At 72.5% G+C, this 17,720-nt stretch carries 10 protein-coding genes; 8 read left to right on the top strand and 2 right to left on the bottom strand.

Translation table 11 applies throughout. The features are described from left to right. Positions 1–7: 7 nt before the first annotated feature. The gene (locus IE118_RS21680; RefSeq protein ID WP_189559635.1) at positions 8–3,346 is read right to left on the bottom strand and encodes a right-handed parallel beta-helix repeat-containing protein; all 3,339 of its coding nucleotides are present in this window, start codon (positions 3,344–3,346) and stop codon (positions 8–10) included. A gap of 74 nt (positions 3,347–3,420) precedes the next feature. On the opposite strand from IE118_RS21680, the gene IE118_RS21675 reads away from it, so the two are divergent. After that, positions 3,421–4,659, top strand: a complete 1,239-nt coding sequence (locus IE118_RS21675; protein WP_229846888.1) for a S8 family serine peptidase — start codon at positions 3,421–3,423, stop codon at positions 4,657–4,659. Positions 4,660–4,973: 314 nt separating this feature from the next. Here IE118_RS21675 and eccCa read toward each other — a convergent pair whose 3' ends face one another. Further along, positions 4,974–8,960 carry a type VII secretion protein EccCa gene (gene eccCa, locus IE118_RS21670; protein ID WP_195826287.1) on the bottom strand — a complete coding sequence of 1,329 codons (3,987 nt, stop codon included), beginning with the start codon at positions 8,958–8,960 and terminating at the stop codon, positions 4,974–4,976. Between the two features lie 299 nt (positions 8,961–9,259). Between eccCa and eccD the strand changes: the two genes are divergently transcribed. From eccD to IE118_RS21635, 7 genes are all read left to right on the top strand, one after another. After that, complete coding sequence (eccD, locus tag IE118_RS21665; protein WP_189559634.1) at positions 9,260–10,657, top strand: type VII secretion integral membrane protein EccD; 1,398 nt, start codon at positions 9,260–9,262, stop codon at positions 10,655–10,657. A gap of 17 nt (positions 10,658–10,674) precedes the next feature. Next, a complete protein-coding gene (gene eccB, locus IE118_RS21660; protein ID WP_189559633.1) occupies positions 10,675–12,147 on the top strand; it encodes a type VII secretion protein EccB in 1,473 nt (490 codons plus the stop codon). A 380-nt stretch (positions 12,148–12,527) separates the two neighbouring features. Beyond that, positions 12,528–12,872 (top strand): hypothetical protein, encoded by a 345-nt coding sequence (locus tag IE118_RS21655; RefSeq protein WP_308431846.1) that lies wholly within the window; start codon positions 12,528–12,530, stop codon positions 12,870–12,872. A gap of 69 nt (positions 12,873–12,941) precedes the next feature. Beyond that, positions 12,942–13,262: a WXG100 family type VII secretion target gene (locus IE118_RS21650; RefSeq protein ID WP_189559631.1), complete on the top strand. Its 321-nt coding sequence runs from the start codon at positions 12,942–12,944 to the stop codon at positions 13,260–13,262. A gap of 28 nt (positions 13,263–13,290) precedes the next feature. After that, the gene (locus IE118_RS21645) at positions 13,291–13,737 is read left to right on the top strand and encodes a type VII secretion system-associated protein (protein ID WP_189559630.1); all 447 of its coding nucleotides are present in this window, start codon (positions 13,291–13,293) and stop codon (positions 13,735–13,737) included. 12 nt (positions 13,738–13,749) lie between these two features. Next, positions 13,750–17,190 (top strand): AAWKG family protein, encoded by a 3,441-nt coding sequence (locus IE118_RS21640; RefSeq protein WP_189559629.1) that lies wholly within the window; start codon positions 13,750–13,752, stop codon positions 17,188–17,190. A gap of 16 nt (positions 17,191–17,206) precedes the next feature. Then, the gene (locus tag IE118_RS21635; RefSeq protein WP_189559628.1) at positions 17,207–17,719 is read left to right on the top strand and encodes a YbaB/EbfC family nucleoid-associated protein; all 513 of its coding nucleotides are present in this window, start codon (positions 17,207–17,209) and stop codon (positions 17,717–17,719) included. The last annotated feature ends 1 nt before the right edge of the window (position 17,720 follow it).

Below are 17,720 nucleotides of genomic sequence, written 5' to 3'. Positions count from 1 at the left end.
TCCGTCCTCAGGGGGCGGGCCGCTGTCCCGGCGCCCGCCGGACGGGCAGGTCCTCCGGCAGCAGGGTCGTCAGGTCGGTGAGGCTGGGCGACCGCAGCCCGCCGAGCCGGCGGGCCTGGCTCGTCATCATCGTCTCCAGCAGCTGCCGGGCGAGCCGCGCGTTGCCGAAGGACCGGTCGCGGGGGATGGCGTCCACGTGGGCGCGCAGCGCCTCGACGGTGGCGTCGGCGCACTCGTACCCGGAGACGGCGGCGTGCCGGCACACGATGGTGACCAGTTCGTCCGTGCTGTAGTCCTCGAACGTCACGAACTTGGAGAACCGGGACGTCAGGCCGGGGTTGGAGGCGAGGAAGCGCTCCATCTCCCCGGTGTACCCGGCGACGACGACCACGATCTCGTCGCGGTGGTCCTCCATCAGCTTCAGCAGGGTGTCGACGGCCTCGCGGCCGAAGTCGTTGGACGCCCCCTCGGGGGTCAGGGTGTAGGCCTCGTCGATGAACAGCACCCCGCCCAGCGCGCTGGTGAAGACGTCCTTGGTGCGCTGAGCGGTGTGGCCGACGTACTGGCCCACCAGGTCCGCCCGTGCCACCTCCACCAGGGAGTCGCGGGGGAGTACCCCCAGCGAGTGCAGCAGCCTGGCGTACAGCCGGGCGACGGTGGTCTTGCCGGTGCCGGGCGGCCCGCTGAAGACGAGGTGGTTGCTGATGCGGGGGGCGGGCAGTCCCGCGGCGATCCGCTGCCGGGCGTTGGCCAGCAGACCGACCAGGTCGGCGACCTCCCGCTTCACGGCGGCGAGCCCCACCATGGCGGTGAGTTCGGCCATCGGGTCGGACGCCTCGTCGGCGTCCCGCGCCGCGCCGTCGCCGCCGCCGACGGCCGCCGCCTCCGCGTCGCCGACGTCCTGCGGCAGCAGCAGCGTCAGGTCGTTCTCCGCCGGGTCGGTCACGGCCGCGAGCCGGAACGCCTGCCGGTCCACCATGTCCTCGAACACACCGCGGGCCGCACGGCCGTTGCCGAAGGTGGCGTCCCGCGTCATCTGCTCGAAGCGCACGGCGAGGGCCTCCCGGGTCAGCGGCCCGAGCTCGAACTGGTGCCGGTGGCAGAGGCTCTCGGTGATCGTCACCAGTTCGTCGACCGTGTAGTTGCCGAACTCGATGGTGCGGGTGAACCGGGAGGCGAGGCCCGGGTTGGCGGTGAGGAACGACGCCATCTGCTCGGAGTAGCCGGCCGCCACCACGACCACGTCGTCGCGGTGGTCCTCCATCAGCTTCAGCAGGGTGTCGACGGCCTCACGGCCGAAGTCGTTGGACGTCCCCTCGACGGTGAGGGTGTAGGCCTCGTCGATGAACAGCACGCCGCCCAGGGCGCTGTTGAACGCCTCGGTGGTCTTGATGGCCGTACCGCCGATGACCTGCGCGACCAGGTCGGCGCGGGCGACCTCGACCAGGTGCCCGCTCCTGAGCACGCCCAGGTCCGCGAGGATGCTGCCGTAGAGGCGGGCGACGGTGGTCTTGCCGGTGCCGGGCGGCCCCGCGAAGATCAGGTGCCGGCTCATGGACGGGACCGGCATGCCGAGCCGGCGCCGGCGCTCCGCGAGCTGGTTCAGGTTGACCAGCGTGTTCACCTGGTGCTTGACGTTCTCCAGGCCGACGAGCGCCTCCAGCCGGGCCAGCGGGCCCTCGGGCTCCCCCTCCGTGCCGGACCCGCCCGGGGCGCCGTCCTCGCCGGCCGTGCCGGCGGACTCGCCCCAGCTGTCCGGCCGGCCGTTGTCCGCGCTGGCCAGCAGCTCCACCGTGAGCCGTTCGCCCGCCCGGCTCTGGTGCAGTCCCGCGCCCCGGTTGTCGCGCACGACGCACCGGGTCACGTCGACCGGTTCGGCACTGTCGACCCGTACGCCGTCGCCCGTGTTCCCGGTGATCTCACAGGCGGTGAGTACGGCCCGGCCGCCGCGCGCCACCTGGACGCCGTGGGCCCTCGAACCGTGCACCCGGACCCGCTCCAGGGTGACCTCGGCGCCGTCCCGCACGCTGACCCCGGCGTCGGCGCTGTCGCCGATCCCGCAGTCCCGCAGGGTGCCCCGGCCGCGTTCGCCGACGAGCAGGCCCGAGCGGGCGGCGGAGCTCAGCACGGTGTCGCTGATCTCGGGGTCGGCGTCGTCGTCGATGTGCAGCGCGCAGCCGCCGGCGGACTCGATCGCGCAGTGTTCGAGCCGGCCGCGGCCGTCATCGGTGAACTCGACGCCGTGGCCGCCCGCGCCGGTGATCCGGGCGTGGCGCAGCAGGGGGTCGGCGGCGGAGCGCACGGACACGCCGACACCCGCCGCGTCCAGGACCTCCAGGCGTTCGAACTCGGCGGTGGAGCCGTCCCAGAGCTGCACCGCGCCGGCGGTGTCGGCGCAGTCGCTCACCACGGTGTCCCGCAGCAGGGGAGCGCTGCCCTCGACGACCCGCACGGCGCCCTCGGCGGAGCCGTGGAACGAGCATCCCTCCAGGGTTCCGCGCGAGCGGTCCAGGACGAGCAGCCCGCTGGTCTTCGTGCGCCGGGTGACGCAGCCGCGCAGCACCGGGTCGGCCCCGCCGGAGATGACGATGCCGCTCTGCGCGATGGAATCGAAGGAGGTCTCCTCGATCTCCGGGCGGGACATGCTGGTCACCAGCAGCCCCACCGAGGTGTGGTGCACGACGCACCGCAGCACCCGGGTCGAGCTGTGGCCCTCCAGGGCGATGGCCGGCTTGTCGGTGCCGGAGATGTCGCAGCCCTCCACGGTGCCCCGGGCCTCGCCGCTCGCCAGGACGCCGTTGGCCCGCGCGCCGCGGATGCGGCAGTCGCGGACCAGGGGCCCGGCGGTCTCGCCGATGACCACCGCGGAGGTGCCGAAGTTCTCGAACACGCAGTCCTCGACGACGCTCTCGGACTCCGAGGAGTCGACGAGCCCGGCGCCGCCGGGGTTGCCGATCCGGCAGCCGCGGGCGGCCAGTGAGCCCTTGCCGCGGACCAGCAGCGCCGTCCATCCGGCACCGGTCACGGTGCACCCGTCGAGGGCGGCCTGACCGGCCGGCACGTCCACCACCGCGGCCTCCTTGTCGCGGCCCCGGAGGGTGAGGGAGCTGAGCATCACGGCGTCGGCCATGAGGGTGACGGCGGTGCCGTCCCGCGGGCAGAGCTCGACGGTGCCCGGCTCGCCGTCGCCGACGATCGTCACCCGGTGCCGGATGACGAGGTTCTCGGCGTAGCGGCCGGGACGGACCCGGATCACCGCCCCGGTACGGGCCTGGGCCAGTGCCTCACCGATCGTCCGGAACCCGTCCGACCGTTCCGGGCCGACCGTGAGTATGTGACGTGCCACGCCTCGAACCTCCCTGTGCTGCTGCGGTAGTTGGCGTTGTGTGCCGTACATCTTGTGTGCCTATCATGCGGCTCATGCGGAATGTCATGAAAAGACGGCGTATGGGCTGCGTGCTGGCGATCGCCGTGGTCCTGCCGGTCGTCGGCGGCCCGGCCTTCGCCCTTCCCGCCCTCCCCGCCACCCCGGCCGTGCCGTCGGGGAGTCCCGGCGCCGGTGAACCGGCGGCCACGCTGCTGCCCCCGCTGCCCGTCCGGCTCGGCGAGGGCAACCCGTGCACCGGGGCCTCGGGGCGGACGGCCACCGGAGCCGCGTGGTCCCAGACGGCCCTCGGGCTCTCCCGGGCCCAGCGGATCTCGCGCGGTGGCGGCGTGACCGTCGCGGTGGTGGACACCGGTGTCTCCACCCGGGTCCCCAGCCTGTCCGGCAGGGTGGAGACCGCCGGCGCGGCGGCCGAGGACTGCGTGGGCCACGGCACGTTCGCCGCCGGGCTGATCGCCGCCGCACCGGTGAAGGGCAGCGGCATCACCGGGGTCGCCCCGCAGGCGCGGATCCTCGCCCTGCCGGGCACCGACGACCGCGGAGTGCCCTCCGTGGAACGCGTGGCCGCCGGCATCCGCACGGCGGCGGACCGCGGCGCACGGGTCATCTACGTCGGCCAGGTCCTGCGCACCGGCAAGGCCGAACTCACCGCGGCCGTCGCCCACGCCACCCGGCGTGACGCGCTGGTCGTCGCCCCCGCCGCCCCGGACGCCGTGCCCCGCGGGGAGCAGGGGCCCGACGGCGAGATGCCCCGGGGCCCGTACTGGCCGGCCGCCGCACCCGGCGCGCTGGCCGTCGTGGACTTCGGCCCCGGCGGCGTACGGCAGCAGAACGCGCCGCCCGCCCACGAGCCCGACCTGTCCGCGCCCGGCGACGAGATGGTCAGCGTCGGCCCGGCGGGTCCCGGCCACTACATCGGCTCCGGTGCCTCGCTGGCCGCGGCGGGCGTCGCGGGCACCGCCGCGCTCGTCCGCGCCTACCACCCCGACCTCACGGCGGCCGAGGTCACCCGCCGGCTCCTCGACACCGCCTACCCCTCGGACACACCCCGTCTGGACCCGTACGCCGCCCTGTCCCTGGTCCAGGACCGCGCGAAGCCCTCCGTGCGGGAGCCCGCCCCCGCCCACATGCCGGCCCCCGCCGACCCCACCCCCCACAACCGCTCCCTGGCGATCGCGGCCGTGGGCCTGGCCACGGTCCTGCTGCTCGCGGCCCTCGCCGCGGTGATCCCCCGAGGCCGCACCCGCACCTGGCGCCCCCCGACAACCCCCTAGCGGCGCCTCCGCCGCTCCCGCGGGCAGCCCCGCTCCCGCCGCTCCCGCGGGCAGCCCCGCTCCCGCCGCTCCCGCGGGCAGCCCCGCTCCCGCCGCTCCCGCGGGCAGCCCCGCTCCCGCCGCTCCCGCGGGCAGCCTCGCCTCCGTCGCTCCCGCGGGCAGCCTCGCCTCCGTCGCTCCCGCGGGCAGTCGTGCCGCTGGGGCGGCACGGGTGGGCGCGACGGCACCCCGCAGGCGCCGGGTCGCGCAGACACCCCCCGGCCGGCACCCGCACCGGACGCCCCGCAAACCACGCCCCACCCCGCACGGACGCCTCACGACCCGTCCCCCACCAGCCCCGTCTGCACCTGCAAGGTCTTGCGCCGGGCGATCCGCACCGCCCGCCCCGGAATCAGCTCCCGCCCCTTCACGCTCCCGAAGAGGTAGCCCTCGCTCGGCGGGCACGACATCAGCAGTCCCGGCGTGTTGACCTCCTGCAGCCTTCGCAGCAGCGCCTCGTTGAGCCCCCGTCCGGCGCCCGCCGACGACCGCGCCACCACCAGGTGCAGCCCCACCTCGTGCCCGAGCGCCAGATGGTCGAGGAGCGGGGCGAACGGCTGTGTCATCGGCCCGCCGCCCACCATGTCGTAGTCGTCGACCAGGATGAACAGCCGCGGCCCCTGCCACCAGTCGCACAACCGCATCCGCGACGGGGCGATGTCCTCGCCCGGAACCCGCTGCCTGACCGCCCGGGCGGCGCCGTCCACCAGGTCCCGCAGCATGTCCAGGGACACGGCGTGCCCGAGCCGGTACGCCTCGGGAACGCTCTCCACCAGCTCGCGCCGGTAGTCCACCGTCATGATCCGCGCCTCGGCGGGCGTGTACCGCTCGGTGATGCCGCGCGCGACCAGCTTCAGCAGGTTGGTCTTGCCGCTCTCGGTGTCGCCCACCACGATCAGGTGCGGGTTCTCGGTGAAGTCGTGCCACACCGGCGCCAGTTCGTTCTCGTCCAGGCCGATGGCGATCCGCAGGCCGTTCTCGCCCTCCGCCTCCGGCAGCTCCTCGACCGGCAGCCTCGCCGGCAGCATCCGCACCCGCGGCGCGGTGGGCCCCGTCCAGTTCTCGGCGATCGCGGCGACCAGCCCCGCGACTCCGTCCGCGAGGTCGTCGGCGTCCTCGACCCCGTCGACGCGCGGCAGCGCGGACAGGTAGTGCAGCTTGTCGGAGGTCAGCCCCCGCCCCGCGCTGCGCGGGATCGTCGCCGCCTTGCGGGAGTCGATCTGCGAGTCCATCGGATCGCCCATCCGCAGCTCCAGCCGGGTCCCGGTCTGGTCGCGCACCGAGGACGACAGCTCCACCCAGCGGGCGGTGGTGACGATCAGGTGGACGCCGTAGTTGAGCCCGCGGGCGGCCAGCGCGTTGAACGTGGGGATGTGCCGGTCGAAGTCCTGGCGCACGGTGGCCCAGCCGTCGACGGCGAGGAAGACGTCCCCGTGCGGCTCGTCGGGGAACTCGCCCGCCGCGCGCCGCTTGCGGTACGTCGCCATGGAGTCGATGCCGTGCTCCAGGAAGAACCGCTCCCGCCGGGCGAGCAGCCCGGTGACCTCCGCCACCGTCCGGCCCACCCGTTCGGTGTCCACCCGCGCCGCGACCCCGCTCACATGGGGCAGCCCGTCCAGTGAGGCCAGCGTGCCGCCGCCGAAGTCCAGGCAGTAGAACTGCACTTCGCGCGGGGTGTGGGTGAGGGCCAGCGCGGTGATGAGGGTCCGCAGCAGGGTGCTCTTGCCGCTCTGCGGGCCCCCGGCGATGGCCACGTGTCCGCCGGCCGCCGACAGGTCCACCGTCAGCAGGTCGCGCAGCTGGTCGAAGGGCCGGTCCACGACCCCCACCGGCACCGTGAGCCGTCCCCGCAGCGGCCAGTCGGCCGTGGTCAGGCCGTACCGCGGATCGGGTGCCAGCGGCGGCAGGATCTGGTCCAGGGTGGCCGGCCGGCCCAGCGGCGGCAGCCACACCTGGTGCGCGGGCGGCCCCGCCCCGCGCAGCCGGTCGAGCGCCACCGACAGCAGCGTCTCCCCGCCGTCGTCCCCCTCGCCCTCCGGCGCGGGCTCCGGCTCGTCGGGCTCGCCCGTCAGGTCCGGGTCCGAGGGTGCGCGCGGCACCACCCACTCCGCCGTCCACGGCACCACCTGACGCGCCACCTGCGCCTGCACCACGGCCCGGCGCCGCCGGTACGGCCCCGAGACGTACGCGGCCCGGAACCGGGTCAGCGCGTCGACGCCGCTCTTGAGGAATCCGGCGCCCGGCTGTGCGGGCAGCTCGTAGGCGTCCGGCACCCCGAGCACGCCCCGGCTCTCCATCGCGGAGAACGTCCGCAGACCGATCCGGTACGACAGGTGGCTCTCCAGCTGGTGCATGCGGCCCTCGTCCAGCCGCTGCGAGGCGAGCAGCAGATGGACCCCGAGGCTGCGCCCGAGCCGTCCGATCATCACGAACAGCTCCATGAAGTCGCGGTGCGAGGCCAGCAGTTCGCTGAACTCATCGACCACCACGAACAGGCTGGGCAGCGGTTGCAGCGGCGTCCCGGACTGCCGCGCCTTCTCGTACTCCAGCGCGGAGGTGTAGTTCCCGGCGGCACGCAGCAGCTCCTGCCGCCGGATCAGCTCCCCGTGCAGGGCGTCCTGCATCCGCGCGACCAGCGCCACCTCGTCCGCGAGGTTGGTGATGACCGCCGAGGTGTGCGGCAGTTCGTCGAGGCCGAGGAAGGTCGCGCCGCCCTTGAAGTCGACGAGGACGAAGTTCAGCGTCTCGGAGGAGTTGGTCAGCGCAAGACCCAGCACCAGTGTGCGCAGCAGTTCGCTCTTGCCGGAGCCGGTGGCGCCGATCAGCATGCCGTGCGGTCCCGTACCGCCCTGCGCGGACTCCTTGATGTCCAGTTCCACCGGCCTGCCCTCGCCGCTCACCGCGATCGGCACGCGCAGCCGGGCACTCCCGGTCGCCCGCTCCCACAGCGTGGCCGGGTCGTGCCGGTGCAGGTCGGGGATGTTCAGCAGCGAGGTCAGTTCGACGTCGTCGGCGAGCGGCCTGGAGTCGTCGCCGCCCACGCTCATCCGGTACGGCGCCAGCAGCCGGGCGAGCGCGAGCGCGCCCACCGTGCCCAGCCGGTCGGGCCGGCCGAGCACCGTCGACTGCTCCTTGCGGTCGCGGTCGGTGCGCACCAGCGCGACGCCGCTCTCGTCCACCTGCAGGCGCAGCGTGGTCCGGCCGGGCTTCCAGGCGAGCGCCCCGGTGAGGTCGAGCACCACCGCGTTGCGGAACCCGTGGCCGTCGAAACGGTGGCCGGCCGGCACCGTGCAGCCGTCGATCACGACGACCGTGTACGGCTCCTCACGTCCCGGGACCGCGTCGGGGTCGGCGCCCGGACGTTCCAGGAACTCGGCGCCGAGCAGGTTCTCCAGCTCGGTGAAGGCCGAGGCGATCAGGCGGGCCGGTCCGGCGCCGTCCTCCTCGTGCCGGTGCAGGCTGTGCGGCAGCCACTTCGCCCACTCCCACTCCGCGCGCCGCTCGTCCGAGACGCACAGCGCGATCCACAGGTCGTCGGGGGAGTGGAACACCGCCAACTGTGCGAGCAGGGCCCGTACCTGGGCGCGTATCCGCTCCTCGTCCCCGCGGAACAGCACCTTCGACCAGGCCCGCAGGTAGATCGCGACGGGCTGGTCCCGGACGGTGGAGTAGGCCCGGGTGAAGCTGCGCAGCGCGTGCGCCGACAGCGGCTCCAGGTCCTCGACGGGTTTGGTCGACAGCGGCGTCAGCCGCATCGCCAGCCGCTGGTCGCCCACGCCCATCCGCACCTCGGCGAAGTCCTCGTCCGACGACCGCCGCTCCCACAGCCGGGTGCTGCGCGCCAGTGACGACAGCGCCTCGGGTTCCGGGTGGCGCCAGGCCAGGGCGCGCTGCTGCTCGACGATGGACGCCCGCACCAGGCGCCGGGTCTGCCGCAGGTACCGCAGGTAGTCGCGGCGCTCGCCCTTCATCCGCTGCTTGCGTTCGCCGTTGCGGCGCATGACCTGGCCGAGCATCATGCCCGCCGACGCGATCACCATCACCCCGAGCGCGATGTAGATGAACCCGCCGCTGTCCCGGCTCATCCCCGGCCGCATGAACATCAGCATCATGGAGACCGACATCAGCGCCATCGGGAGGTACGTCCACACCGCGGAACTGTCCGGCACGACCTCGGGAAGTGTCGGCGGCTCCTGAAGGCTCAGTTCCCCCGACGGCATTTCCGGCCCTTTGCGGCGGGCCGGCCGGCGGAACAGGATCACGCTCAACGAACGTCCTCCTCAGTGATGGCAAAAGGAATTTCGGGGAAACCCCGCGGGAACGTCACGGGTTCTCCGTAAAGGGTCAGATTCCCGCGCGACGGCGGCGGGACAATGACGGTGGAGTTCCGGGACGCTGAACTCCCGGAGTGGTGTTGCGAAAAGACCGGCGTCCGGTCAAACTCGTCGGCGCATGCCCCGTCCGACTTTTCCGTCGCGTTCGGCGACCGACCGGTGTGCCGCTGTCACGTTCCAGCCACCGCGCATTCCGTGGCCTGCCAGAAAGTGTGAACCCCGAACCCATGACAGAGATTCAGACGGCAAGCCTGTGCCGCGTCACCGTACGTGCTCCGGCCAGGACCGTCGACCTGGCGGTGCCCTCCGACGTCCCCGTCGCCGATCTGCTGCCCACAGTGATCGCGTACGGAGGGGACGGCCTGGAGGAATCCGGCCTGGAACACGGCGGCTGGGTGCTGCAACGCCTGGGCGGTCCACCGCTCGACCCCGAGAGTACCTTGGACTCCCTCGGTCTGCGGGACGGAGAGGAGCTGCATCTCCGCCCGCGCACCGCGGAGTTGCCCGAGGTGCACATCGACGACCTGGTCGACGGCATCGCCGACGGCATGGGCCGCAGGCCGCACGGCTGGAGCCCGGAGGCCGGCCGGCGGCTGCTGCGCGGACTGGCCGCGGCCACCCTCGTACTGGGCATCGTGCTGCTGGCCATGCCGGGCACGGCGGGCTGGGTGCGGGCCGTCGCCGCCTCGGCCGCGGGACTGCTGCTGATCGCCGGGGCGGGCTCCGCCTCCCGTGCCGTCGGGGACGCCGGAGCCGGCTCGGTGCTCGGCCTGATGGCGGCCCCCTACTTCGCCCTGGCGGGCTGGCTGCTGCCCGGCGGCGACCTGGGCGGCGCCGACGGCGAAGCCGTCCTCGGCGCCCGGCTGCTGGCGGCGTCCGCGGCCGGCGGCGCGGGCGCGGTGCTCGCCCTGGCGGCGGTCGGCGTGTACCCGGCGCTGTTCATCGGCGCGGCCTGCGTCGCCGCCGCGGGCGCGCTCGGCGCCGCCCTGATCACCCTGGGCCTGGCCCCGCAGCAGGCGGCCGGCGTGGTGGCCGTCGTGGTGGTGCTCTTCGGCGGGTTCGTCCCGTCGCTGTCGTTCCGGCTGGCCGGCATGCGGATGCCGCCCCTGCCGACCAACGTCCAGCAGCTGCAGCAGGGCATCGACCCGTACTCCTCCTCGGACGTCGACGCGCGCTCGGCGCTGGCGGACGGCTGGATGACCGCCCTCTACGGCGCCATCGGCCTGGTCTGCCTGCCCTGCCTGGTGGCCCTCATGGCGTCGCCGGGCCTCGCCGAGATCCTCACCGTCGTGGCCCTCTCCCTCCTGCTGCTGCTGCACAGCCGGGGGCTGGGCAATGTCTGGCAGCGGCTGGCGCTGACCGCCGCCGGGGCCTGGGGCGTGGTCCTGCTGCTGTTCGTCTCGGCGCGCTCCCTCGCCCCGGCGGACCGGCTGACCCTGACGGCCGGCCTGATGGGGCTGGCCGCCGCGATCACCATCGCCTCGTGGACCGTGCCCGGACGGCGGCTCGTCCCGTACTGGGGGCGCGCGGCCGAGCTGCTGCACTCACTCGCCGCCCTCAGCATCTTGCCGCTGACGCTCTGGTCGATGGGCGTCTACGGCCGGCTCCGCGGCATCAACGGCTGACCCGGGAGAACGGCGACATGCACAGCAAGCGCGACCAAGTACAGGCGCACCTCTTCATCATGGGCCGGCTGGCCTCGGCCATGCTGCGCTCGGAGCCCGACGCCCCGGAGAGCCCGCTGGGCAGGACCAACCGCGGCGCCGCGATCGGCGTGATCATCGCCTTGCTGGTGTGCGCGGGCGCCTTCGTCTTCGGACTCCTGAGGCCCGGCGGCAACGACTCGTGGCGCTCGGGGGAGAACCTGATCGTCGACAAGCAGACCGGCGCGCGCTACCTCTACCTGGACGGGCGGCTGCGCCCGGTGCGCAACTACGCGTCGGCCCGGCTGATCACCGGCGGCGGCATCGGCGTCACGACCGTGGGCACGTCCTCGCTGGCCGGCACCCCGCACGGAACCCCCGTCGGCATCCCCGACGGCCCCGAGGCGCTGCCGGGCACCGGAGACCTCGACCGCACCCCGTGGCTGGTGTGTTCCGGCGTCCTGCCCCGGACGACGGGCGTCGTCACGGCGACCACGACGCTCGCCCTCGGCGCCGACGCCCCGCAGGACGTGCCCGGCGGCCGGCGGCTGGGCGAGGACGAGGGCCTGCTGGTCGCCGGCCCGGACGACGCCACGTACCTGCTGTGGCAGGGCAGCCGGCTGCGGCTGGACGGGCGGGCGAAGGCGGCCGAGGCCCTCGGGTACGGCGACGTCACCCCGCGTCCCGTCTCCGCGGCGTTCCTCGACGCCTTCCCGCTGGGCCCCGACCTGGCGCCCGCCGACGTACCGGGCCGGGGCGGGAAGGGGCCCGGACTGGCCGGGCGGAGCACCAGGATCGGGCAGCTCTTCAAGGTCGACGTGCCCGGCTCCGCCGCCCGCCACCACCTGCTCACGAAGGACGGACTCGTGCCCCTGACGGATACGGAGGCGGCCCTCCTGCTGGGCGATCCGCAGACGCGGGAGAAGGCGTACGGCGGGGGCGCCGCGACCGTGGCGACGCTCGGCGCGGACACCCTGGCCGGGCACCTCGCCCCCGGTGCGCGGAGCCCGGAGCCGGCGAAGCTGCCCGCGCGGCCGCCGAAGGCGGTCACCGTCGCCACCGGCTCCGTGTCCTGCGCGGAGGTCGACTCCACGGCCTCCGGGGTGCGGGTGGGCGCTTCCGTGCTGCCCGGGAGCGCCCTGCCCGGGGCCGTGCAGGCACCGGCGCCCGAGGTCGAACCGGGCTGCCTGAAGGTCGACTCCATCGCCGTACGGGCCGGAAAGGGCGCGCTGGTCAGGGCGTTGAGCGCGAGCGGCAGCGGGCTGGGCGACACCACGTACCTGGTGACGGACGAGGGTGTGAAGTACCGGCTGCTGTCCCAGGAGGCGGTGAAGGCGCTGGGCTACGAGGGTGTCGAGGCGCGGACGATGCCGTCCCCGATGCTGGCCATGCTGCCCAGCGGCCCGGACCTGACCCCCGAGGCGGCGTCCGCGGGCGAGGCCCGGGTGACGCTGCGGTGTCCCGGGCGGTAGCGGGCAGGAGGGGAGGACCGTGCCCCGCCGGCGGCCGTCCGGAAGGCAAATTCTTGGCGTCCGGCCGGTCACCCCGCGTTCAGCCGGGCATCCTGCGGTGGCCGGTGGACGGCGCCGATGCCCGATCTGTCCGGCCGCATGCACCACGCCGCTCACCTGAGTGGCGTGAATTCCAGGGCAGTGCTCAATTGAGCTGTTTGATGGGGGCCTTCGCGGTTTCTCGGCCAATTGCCAAACAAGTTGCGCCGTGCATAGCATCTGGCCACCCCATGACCCCGGCGTGTCCTTCGTGAGCGCGGGGAAGCCCTGTCTGCCCGCAGGGTGAAAGTGAGGGTCGCATCCCGGTGAGTCGTGCCGAAAAGGGGAGTTCTCTCATGGCCATGCAGCAGTCCGAAGAACGCGCGACCCGCAACGGGATCATGGCGCTGGAACAGGCCTTCACCGGTGTCCAGCGCTGTCAGCAGGACGTCCAGTCCACGTCGCACACGCTCGCCGCGAATTACGGGGGCGTGGACGGCGGAAAGTACAAGAAACTGCTGGAGCAGTGGGACGAGCACGTCGACACCATCCTGATCAATCTGGACCGGATGGTCGACGAGCTCAACACCACCCTGACGGAGCACGGGCTGGTGCAGGGGTCGACCAGTGACGCGATCGACACCGAGTACTCGCGTTCCACGCAGGTGTTCGACGAGCTCAACGGCACCAACACGTCGTCGAACTGACGCCGACGCACCCAGCAGACCCTCCAGCCCTTCCACTCACGTCGTTCTCCCGGTGAATAGAGGAATCCGATGGACTTCTCCGACGGCTACATCTACGTCGACTACAACCATGCCGAAGGCGCGGCGGACGACATGGTCGGCCAGTCCCAGGCGATCATGAGCATTCTGGCCAACCTGGAAATGGAGCTCGCCGAACTCCGCAACAGCTGGATCGGTGACGACCGGGACGTCTACAGCGAGGTCCAGGCGAAGTGGGACAACGCTGTCGAGAACATCAAGACCCTGCTCGCCAACCACTCCGGTCTGCTCACCGAGATCTCCGGCAACTACCGGTACACGGAGCAGAACCTGTCGCAGCGCTGGGGCGACATCAGGATCGGCAGCCGCTGACGCCGGCCTGTGACGGAAGGGTGATCACGTGGCCGTCACGGTCCTCGACAGCACGTTCCTGAAGAATTTCATCAACAACCAGATCGACGGCTTCCGGACGACCCTGGAGAACATCCTCAAGGACAGTCCGACCGCCGGTCCGGCGATCACTTTCATCGCGGACAGCATCTCGACCACGACGATCGACTCCGCGAAGCCGCTGGTCATCGGTCTCATGGCCGGTGAGAACAGCGCGGCCGGCGGGGGCGCCCTGAACAAGGTCATCCAGCAGGGCGCGGGTGAGGTCGTGCGCATCCTGGAGGACCAGACGATCCTCTTCGAGGACCTCGAACAGGCGTTGTGGGACACGATCGACGAGCTGGCCAAGGCTCAGGGCAAGAATCTGGAAAACATCACCCCGGACGATTTCATGGACATCTTCGAAGATGTCGACAGTGATCTCGACAATCCCGGTGGCACCCAAGAGGAAGAGTAGCGGAGTTCGGCGATGGCCAACCCCGAGGACAACAACAACGACAACTGGAAAAAAGCGGTTGACATGCTCACCGGCTATGTACTGCCGGAGCGGAAAACGTTGTTCGACGATCTGAAGGGTAACGACGGCATCCCGCTGATCCACGTCCGGCTGGACGATCACGGCGGCCCGGACTACTCCTCGGGTTTCCTGTCCTCCAGCGGATGGAAGACGCACAACACCGACTACACCATTCCGTTCTACCGCCCCAGCGACGACTCCCAGGACGTGTCCCCGGGGAAGTACCTCTACCGGTACCGCGCCTACATCACCTTCCTCGCGTCCGGCCAGTCCTGGCCGCCGGGCGGGGACGACGTGATCCCGGACTACACGAAGACGAGCGAGCGCCTGAAGGACAAGGGCGGCTGGAACAAAGAGGGCGAGAAGCTCGACTGGAACACCAACGCGCTGGTCCGGTACGTCTACGGCTCCAGGGACGCCCTCTCCCAGCTCACCATGTGGCCCTACTCGACCCATGGGTACAGCAACCGCAGCTACTCGGTGAACGACGCCGACTACGTCGACCTGCGCACCTTCACGGAAACGGCCAAGGCCTTCGACCGGGTCGTCAAGTTCTTCGAGGACAGCGCGGTCACCGTCGGTACGTGGGACACCGAGAACATCGGAGAGGGCAGCGACGCCTGGGACGGCACGTCGGCCGCCATCTTCAAGGAGCTCATCCACAAACTGGCCCGGAACTACGAGGGCTACGCCGACCAGCTCAACGGCAAGGGCGGCGACAGCAGCGCCGTCACCATCGACGGCGTGACGGTGACCTCCGAGCCGGCCCGGGCACTGGCCGAGGCCCAGGGGGTCCTCCTCGCCCAGGCGCAGAAGCTCTCCAACGCCTGGAACGCGTGGAAGGCCGAGAGCAATCCGCAGCGCTGGCTCTACGACATGCTGCAGAACGCCCGGCTCACCCTCTTCGACACCCAGTACGACAAGACGGACATCGAGACGGTGTCCAGCGGCTCAGGTCCGTACACCTCCTGGCACAACTACGTGGTGTCGACGGACGGCTTCCAGAACAACATCGTCATCGAGGGCAAGTCGTACGGCAGGCCGAGCGAGATGACCACGTGGAAGGCGATCGCCGACGAGGCGGTGCGCCGGTGGGAGCAGTCCGTGCAGGACTGGCTCAGCACGGCGGGCGCCGAGGCCATCGTCGAGATCCACAAGGCGTTCAAGGCGGCCGAGAAGGCGTTCGACACCAGCATCACCGACAAGGACGATCGTCCCCTCTCCGAGATCTCCGCGAAGGCGGAGGCCGACGCCGAGAAGAAGAAGGCGGAAGCCGAAGCGGCGGCCGCCAAGGCCCAGGCCGAGAAGGAGAAGGCGGAGGCCAAGGCGGAGCGGGACAAGGAGAAGGCCGAAGCCGAGAAGGAGAAGGCCGAGGCCAAGGCGGCGGCGGAGAAGGAGAAGGCCGAGGCCAAGGCGGAGCGGGACAAGGAGAAGGCCGAAGCCGAGAAGGAGAAGGCGGAGGCCAAGGCGGCGGCGGAGAAGGAGAAGGCCGAGGCCAAGGCCGAGCAGGATGCCGCCAAGGCGGCGGCGGAGAAGGAGAAGGCGGAGGCCAAGGCGGAACAGGATGCCGCCAAGGCGGAGGCCGATAGGGAGAAGGCGGAGACCAAGGCCGAGCAGGACAAGGAGAAGGCCGAAGCCAAGGCCGAGCAGGATGCCGCCAAGGCCGAAGCCGCGAAGGAGAAGGCCGACGCCAAGGCCGAACAGGCCGCCGCCAAGGAAGAGGCCGCGAAGGAGAAGGCCGAGGCCAAGCAGGCCGCGGCCGAGCAGCAGGCGTTCGTCCTCGCGCAGAACCAGAAGGCGCAGGACGAGGCGAAGAAGGAACGGGAACGCGCCGCGGCCCAGGCCGAAGCCGACCGAGCCGAGGCCAAGGCCGAACAGGCCGCCGCCCAGGAAGAGGCCGATAGGGAGAAGGCGGAGGCGAAGGCCGAGCAGGAGGCCGAGAAGGCCGAGGCGAAGCGCGAGCAGGAAGCGGCCAAGGCGGAGGCGGAGAAGGAGAAGGCCGAGGCCAAGGCCGAGCAGGAGGCCGAGAAGGCCGAGGCGAAGGCCGAGCAGGAAGCCGCGAAGGCGGAGGCCGACGCCGAGAAGGAAGCCGCCAAGCAGGAGCAGGCCCAGGCGAAGGCCGAGGCGGAGCGCGAGCAGGAGGCCGCGAAGGCGGAGGCGGAGAAGGAGAAGGCCGAGGCCAGGACGGAGCAGGAGGCCGCCAGGGCGGAGGCCGCCGCCGAGCGGGAAGCCGCCGAGCAGGACCAGGCCGACGCGCGGTCCAGGGCGGAGGCCCAGCAGGAGGAGGCCCGCCGCGAGGCCCTGCAGGAGAAGCAGCAGGCCCGGCTGGACGCCCAGAACGCCAAGACCGAGGCACAGGCCGACTACGAGCAGCAGAAGGCCGAGGCCCGCGCCGAGCGCGACGCCGCCCTCCGGGACGCCGACCGTCAGGAGGCGGCGGCGCGGCAGGAGTACGAGCAGGAGAAGGCCGAAGCCCGGGAACAGCGGGACCAGGCGCGGCAGGACGCCGAGCAGGAACGCGCCGAGGCACGCCGGGAGTACGAGCGGGAGATCGCCGCCGGCACCGGCGAGGACGTGGCCCGCGAGGAGTACGACCGGCGGATCGAGGAGGTCGACGCCGCCGAACGGGAGGCCGTCGAACGGGCGAACGCCGCCGAGGCCGAGGCCAGGAGCGAGTACGACCGGGCGAAGGCCGACGCCCAGGCGGATCGCGAGGAGGCGCGCACCGGGGCCGAGCAGGCGCGCAAGGACGCCAAGGCCGAGTACGACCAGCGGATGGGCGACATCCAGGCCGAGTACGACCGGATCAGCGCCGAGCAGAAGGACATCGACGAGCTGATCCGGCAGCGCATCGCCGACCTCCCCGAGCCCCCCGACCTCTCCGCCTACGACCCGGGCGGCTCCCCGGGCTCGACGGGCTCCGCCTACTCCTCCGTGTTCGACGACAACCTCTACAACCAGGACGACCTCGCCTCGGCGCTGGGGCGCCCGCAGAGCGGCGACGCCCCGGCGGGCGCCTCCGCCGGCGGCACCGGCACGGGAGCGGGCTCGCCGGGCATGTACCCGCCGATGATGCGCGGCGCGGGCGGCGAGGCCGGTGGCGGCTCCGGCGAGCGCGCCAGGACCGTCATCGAGCCCGTGGTCGGCCGCTCCGGCCGGACGGCCGCCACCACACCGACCGTCGACGACGAGGAACACCGCGTCGTCCCCCGGTCCACGCAGACCAGCGGCAGCACGCCCTTCATGCCGCCGATGGGACCCATGGGCGGGGCAGGAGCGGGCGACAGACCGCAGACGGAGAGCGGGGACAGGGAACGGACCACCTGGCTGGCCGAGGACGAGGACGTCTGGGGCACCGACGAGGGCGGCGCGCCGCAGGCCCTGGGGCGCTGAGGGAAAGGGGAGCGGGATGAGTCAGCCGATGCAGGACCGGGTGGAGCGGGCGATGGCCCACCTCAAGGCGGCGGAGCAGGCCGCGGCCTCGGCACGCGCCGAACTGGACGCGGCGTCGGTCACCGCGCGTTCGACGGACCGGTCGGTCCGGGTCTCCGTCGGCGCGAAGGGCGAACTGACCAGCCTGGAGTTCCTCGACGGCAAGTACCGGACCATGGCCGCCCCCCAGCTCTCCGCGGCGGTGCTGGAGGCCGCGAACAAGGCACGGGCCGAGATGGCCCGCCGGGTCGTCGCCACGCTCGACCCGCTGACCAGGATGACCGCGCGCGGCGCCGCCCCGGAACGGATGGGCGTCGACTGGGAGTCCGTCTTCGGATCGCTGCTCCGCGAGACCTCCGTGGCGGAGGGACCCACGGCGATGAGCAGGCTCCGCGACGAGATCGTCGAGGACGACGAGGAACCCGCCGCCCCACCCGGGGCGGCCCGCGGCACGGACGACGGACGACGGGAACGGCAGGAGGGCGCGTAAC

The organism is Streptomyces pilosus, from assembly GCF_014649835.1.
Taxonomy (GTDB): Bacteria; Actinomycetota; Actinomycetes; order Streptomycetales; family Streptomycetaceae; genus Streptomyces; species Streptomyces pilosus.
This window is presented reverse-complemented; position numbering and strand designations above follow the sequence as displayed.

Bases quoted from the DNA above. Each gene is read 5' to 3' on its own strand.
- IE118_RS21675 (WP_229846888.1), top strand. From the start codon at position 3,421: ATGCGGAATGTCATGAAAAGACGGCGTATGGGCTGCGTGCTGGCGATC.
- eccD (WP_189559634.1), top strand. From the start codon at position 9,260: ATGACAGAGATTCAGACGGCAAGCCTGTGCCGCGTCACCGTACGTGCT.
- eccB (WP_189559633.1), top strand. From the start codon at position 10,675: ATGCACAGCAAGCGCGACCAAGTACAGGCGCACCTCTTCATCATGGGC.
- IE118_RS21655 (WP_308431846.1), top strand. From the start codon at position 12,528: ATGCAGCAGTCCGAAGAACGCGCGACCCGCAACGGGATCATGGCGCTG.
- IE118_RS21650 (WP_189559631.1), top strand. From the start codon at position 12,942: ATGGACTTCTCCGACGGCTACATCTACGTCGACTACAACCATGCCGAA.
- IE118_RS21640 (WP_189559629.1), top strand. From the start codon at position 13,750: ATGGCCAACCCCGAGGACAACAACAACGACAACTGGAAAAAAGCGGTT.
- IE118_RS21635 (WP_189559628.1), top strand. From the start codon at position 17,207: ATGAGTCAGCCGATGCAGGACCGGGTGGAGCGGGCGATGGCCCACCTC.